The following is a 4,548-nucleotide window of genomic DNA, read 5'->3' as shown; positions in this document are numbered from 1 at the left end:
GCGATCCAGAGCGATAAGGCGCTGTATGCCTATATTCAGGGGCTGAAGCAGGAGTACCTGCGCAATGCGCCGGCCATCGACAAGGTGCTCTACGACAACCGTCTGGATCTGACTCACCGCGCCCTTGGCTTGCACACGGCCATTTCGCGGGTGCAGGGCGGCAAACTCAAAGCCAAGAAAGAGATTCGCGTGGCCTCACTGTTTAGAGACGCTGCCCCTGAGTTTCTGCAGATGATCGTGGTGCACGAGCTGGCGCACCTGAAAGAAGCCGAGCACAACAAAGCTTTCTACAAGCTCTGCGAGTACATGCTGCCCGGCTATCACCAGTTGGAGTTTGACCTACGCGTGTACCTGACCTGGCGTGAATTGCCCGGCTCCACGGGTGAGCTGTCAGGCCCGCAGCAGTAAGTTGAGCTGGTCCACCACTTCAACCCAATCGGCATCGGCCAGCAGTTGCTGGCGCAGAAAGTCGGCCTGAGCCTTGTCCCAGAACGGCGCATCCGCCAGGCGACAGTCGTCCGGCAAGGGTGAATGTTGCTGGATAAAATGGTCGATGCTGGCCTGGTCATGCTCAAGACCCAGTTGTTGGAACAGTGTGGGCAGCGCTTGAACGGTGGCATGCATGCGGATTCTCCTGAGTCAGAACGTGATGTCCTGTTCAGTCGACCGAGAGAATCTCCAACAGTTGCATGCCGCTGGGCAGGTGAAGGCTGATCTCGTCACCCACCTGTTTGCCGAGCAGGGCCTGGCCCAAGGGCGACTGCGGGCCAATGACCTGCACGTTCTTGTTCTCGTGAGGTACTTTCATGGCGGCACCTTCGGGAGCGAGGAACAGTTGTTGCACGCCGCCGTGCTCATCACTCAACTCGACCAACGCACCGAGGGCGATGCCCCGCTGCGGGTCAAAGTCGCGCAACACCAGTTGCTTGCAGTGGGCCAATGTTTGCCGAATGGCTGCTGCCCGGCGCGCTTGGCCGGTGGCCAGGTAGGACGCTTCCAGGCTGAGGGTGTCGTACTTGTTCTCGGCGATGTTTTCTTCGTGGGTCGCGGTTTCGTAGGCGGTTTGCGCGGCCTGTTGGGCCTGCAGCAGGTCATCTTCGATACGGGCGATTACCTGTCGCAGCAGTTCGGTCTTGTTCATAGCGGGCACTTTCTGGGCAGGAGTGCAGGGTAGCGGAAAAGCACCGGGGCGGGCAGTTGAACGGGGTGCGCCATTAAGGTCGACCGCCGCGGCACTAAGTAGCCGCCGTGCTCGCGCTGAATGCTTTTAGCGCGGTCTCAGCCAAGCTGGGTGCGGTTACGGCCTGCCGCTTTGGCCTGATACATCGCCGCGTCGGCCCGGCGAATCAGGGTTGTGGTGTCGTCTTCGTCGCGGCTCAGGGCAATGCCGATACTGGCCGCGACATGCACGGTGTGTCCTTCGAGGGTCAACGGCTGATTCAGGCGGTCGAGCAGGCGTTCGGCAAGCTGCTGGACGGCTTCAGCGCAGTGCACGTTTTCGCAGACCATCACGAACTCATCGCCACCCAGGCGGGCGGCTAAATCACTCTCGCGTTTGAACAGGTTGAGGCGCTGGGCGACTTCTGCCAGTACCTGGTCACCAAAGCCGTGACCATATTGGTCGTTGATGGGTTTGAAACCGTCCAGATCAATCAGCATCACGGCCAGTAGCTCCTGGCGGCGCTGGTTGCGGCTTAATGCCTGGGTCAGGTGCTGTTGCAGTGCCGTACGGTTGGCCAGGCCGGTCAGCGGGTCGCGCATGGCCTGCTCGCTGAGGCGCTGGTTGGCCTCCTCAAGTGCTTGGGTGCGCTCTGCCACCCGCTGTTCGAGCACCCTTTCGTTGTTTTGCAGTGCAGCCTCTCGCTGCCGTTTCAGCTCGTTGAAGCGCGCGGCGAGGGCGAAAGACAGCAGGATCATTTCCAGGCTTGAGCCAATTTGCATGGAATAGAGCGTCAGGAAGTTCGACGGGATGATGGCGAAGTTACGCAGTGCCAGCAGCACAGCGCCTGCCAGCAACATCATCCAGGCCAGGGCAAACAACCGGGCACCTGGCACGCGGTAACCGACGCAGACGAAGCTGGTCAGCAGAAGCATGAGCGTGACGGTGAGCCCGGTCAGCGACATGGTCTGCAAGGCACGCTGCACCGGCAACAGCAGGGTGGCCAGAACGGCCAGGGCGGTCGCGAAGCAGAGCATGACCAGTACACGATCCCAGCGCGGCAGCCACTGACGTGTGTCGAGGAAGCTGCGGGCAAAAATCGCCGCGAAAAGCGCGGCCAATGTCAGGCTGACGGGCAGCATGCGGTTACTCCAAGGCGTCGCTTGCGGCCATAGGTATTGCGCGCCGAGACCGTTGAGCGACAGTACGCCGAGGGCAAAGGCGCCCATAAACAGCACGTAGTTGAGAAAGGGCCGCTCGCGTAGCGCGAGAAATAGCAGAAGGTTGTACAGACCCAGGGCAATCAGTAAGCCGCAGTAGATCGCATGCACCAGGTAGCCGCGTTGGCTGTGCTGCTCGAAGTCGCTGAGCGACATCAGGCTGCCGCTCAACGTCATGCTGCCAGCCGAGGCGATGCGCAGGTACAGGATGCGTTGCTCGCCAGGTTGCAGGGGGATGTCGAACACGGGCGTGCGGTGGCCGACGCTGCGCTGTGAGTAGGGCACGGTATCGCCGGCGCGTGACTCGCGTATACCGTCAGCCCCGACATCGTACAGGCGCACTTCATCCAGCGAGGGGTAGTCCAGCTCCACGCGCCAACTACGTGGATGCGCGGCGTGTGAGCGCAGTTTTAGGCGGAGCCAGACCGGCCCGCGGGTGTAACCGAAGCTGAGGTTCTGGCGATGACGAAAGTCGGCGTCGGCATGCTGTACATCTGCCAGGGTCATTGTGCCGCTGGGGTCGGCCAGGTAATCGGCCAGATCATTGAGGCTTTGCGCCGAGGTGTGGTCGTCGAGGCGTATTTCAGCCTGGCTCATGGGCATGACCAGAAGCAGGCAGAACACGAGCACCAGTCTGCTTAAGTTGATCGGTAGCGATCCAATGGCTGTGTTTCTGGCGATGAGCATAGCGCGACCAGAGTGGTGTGCGTGCGTTGGCATACTGGCAGAAAGCCTGCGCTATACGTTAGCCAATAGTGGCCGGTTGTGCAGTACAGCCTGATGCTACGCCTCAGGTTGGCGCTTTTGCAGGTGTGAGGCCAGGGTACGCAGTGGGCCGAGTTGGCGGCAGATCAGGGCCAATTGCGTTTGCACCAAGCGTTGTGAATCGTCGAGGTTGTCGCTGATGCTTTCCAGTGCGATGGCTAATTGTTCTTCGGCATCACTGTGAATGGTCACGGGGCGCTCATCGTTCAGGCAGTTGGCGATCTCGTCGAGGCTGGCGGCCAACTGACTGGCGCTGACCAGCAGGGGATTATCGTGGCCACTCAGGCTGGTTTCGCCACGGTGCGCGCCGAGGCCCGAGAGGTAGCTGAGCAACGTGTGCGAGAGCACCAGAAAGCGAAAGCCGATGTCGGCTTCCTTCCGAAAATGCCCCGGCTCCATCAGCATGTTGCCGAGAGTGGTCGATAGCGTGGCATCGGCGTTGTGCGCATTGCGCCGCGCCAGGCGGTAGGCCAGGTCGTCGCGTTTGCCGTTGGCATATTGCGCGATGATCTGCTGCAGGTAGCGGCTGTTGCAGCTCAGCGTATTGGCCAGCAGGCGATTAAGGCGACGGCCCTGCCAGTCCGGCAGGATCAACAGCACGGCCAACCCGGCGATCAGGCTGCCGAGCAGGGTATCGACCAAGCGCGGGATAAACAGCCCGTAGCCATCGCCGACCTGATTGAAACAGAACAACACCAGCAACGTGATGGCTGCTGTCGCCAGGGTGTAGCGCGTGCTGCGTAGGGCGAAGAACGCCACCCCGGCGACCACCGCAAACAGCGCCTGCAGCAGCGGATTGGGGAACAGGTCGAACAACGCCCAGCCGAGCAACAAGCCCAACACCGTGCCGCTTATGCGCTGCACCAGCTTAAGCCGCGTGGCGCCGTAGTTGGGCTGACAGACAAACAGGGTGGTCAGCAGAATCCAGTAGCCTTGGGTCGGGTGAATCCAGTGCAGCACGCCGTAACCCGCCGCCAACGCCAGTGACAGCCGCAGGGCGTGGCGAAATAGCAATGAAGTGGGCGTCAGTTGCAGGCGCACACGCTCCCACACCTCGCGCAATGAGTGTGGCTCACGGTCCAGCAGGCTGCTGTCTTGCTCTTCAGCCAGGGCGTCTGGGTTACTGGCATTGCCCAGCAGTGCGTCCAGGCTGCGCAGGTTGCCGGACAACGCGGTGAGCGAGCGCAGCAGATGACGCCAGGCCGGATTGCTTTGTACGCGCAGGTGTTCCAGCGAGTCGTGCAGGTCATCCAGTGCTTGTCGGCACAGCGCGCGGTACTCGAAGGGCTGGCGCAGTTCGATGGCCTGCGCCAAGCGCTGGCACCCCTCGCCATGCAGACGCAGCAGGCGTTGGCAGCGGAACAGCACATCGCTGTGGAAGAACGCTTCGGCCAACTCGTTATA

The 4,548-nt window shown here is 61.4% G+C and carries 5 protein-coding genes; 1 reads left to right on the top strand and 4 read right to left on the bottom strand.

Annotated features, from left to right (window positions below):
- Positions 1–408: M48 family metallopeptidase (locus AUK77_RS07895; protein WP_296127960.1), on the top strand; the 408-nt coding region annotated here is incomplete at its 5' end.
- On the opposite strand, the gene AUK77_RS07890 is transcribed toward AUK77_RS07895, so the two are convergent.
- The 4 genes from AUK77_RS07890 to AUK77_RS07875 form a co-directional block, all read right to left on the bottom strand.
- Positions 391–624 carry a DUF2789 domain-containing protein gene (locus AUK77_RS07890; protein ID WP_296127958.1) on the bottom strand — a complete coding sequence of 78 codons (234 nt, stop codon included), beginning with the start codon at positions 622–624 and terminating at the stop codon, positions 391–393. The two genes, AUK77_RS07895 and AUK77_RS07890, sit on opposite strands and share 18 nt — an antisense overlap.
- A 34-nt stretch (positions 625–658) precedes the next feature.
- Entirely contained in the window at positions 659–1,141 is a 483-nt protein-coding gene (locus AUK77_RS07885) for a GreA/GreB family elongation factor (protein WP_296127957.1), read from the bottom strand.
- Between the two features lie 137 nt (positions 1,142–1,278).
- Positions 1,279–2,976 (bottom strand): GGDEF domain-containing protein, encoded by a 1,698-nt coding sequence (locus AUK77_RS07880; RefSeq protein ID WP_296127954.1) that lies wholly within the window; start codon positions 2,974–2,976, stop codon positions 1,279–1,281.
- Between the two features lie 186 nt (positions 2,977–3,162).
- Positions 3,163–4,548 (bottom strand): YccS/YhfK family putative transporter (locus AUK77_RS07875; protein WP_296127951.1); only part of this gene is annotated, 1,386 nt, incomplete at its 5' end.

The sequence above is a fragment of the Pseudomonas sp. Ga0074129 genome, from assembly GCA_001465025.1.
Classification (GTDB): Bacteria; Pseudomonadota; Gammaproteobacteria; order Pseudomonadales; family Pseudomonadaceae; genus Aquipseudomonas.
This window is presented reverse-complemented; position numbering and strand designations above follow the sequence as displayed.

Excerpts from the sequence above, each read along its gene's own strand:
- AUK77_RS07880 (WP_296127954.1), bottom strand. The coding sequence starts at position 2,976 with ATGAGCCAGGCTGAAATACGCCTCGACGACCACACCTCGGCGCAAAGC.
- AUK77_RS07885 (WP_296127957.1), bottom strand. The coding sequence starts at position 1,141 with ATGAACAAGACCGAACTGCTGCGACAGGTAATCGCCCGTATCGAAGAT.
- AUK77_RS07890 (WP_296127958.1), bottom strand. The coding sequence starts at position 624 with ATGCATGCCACCGTTCAAGCGCTGCCCACACTGTTCCAACAACTGGGT.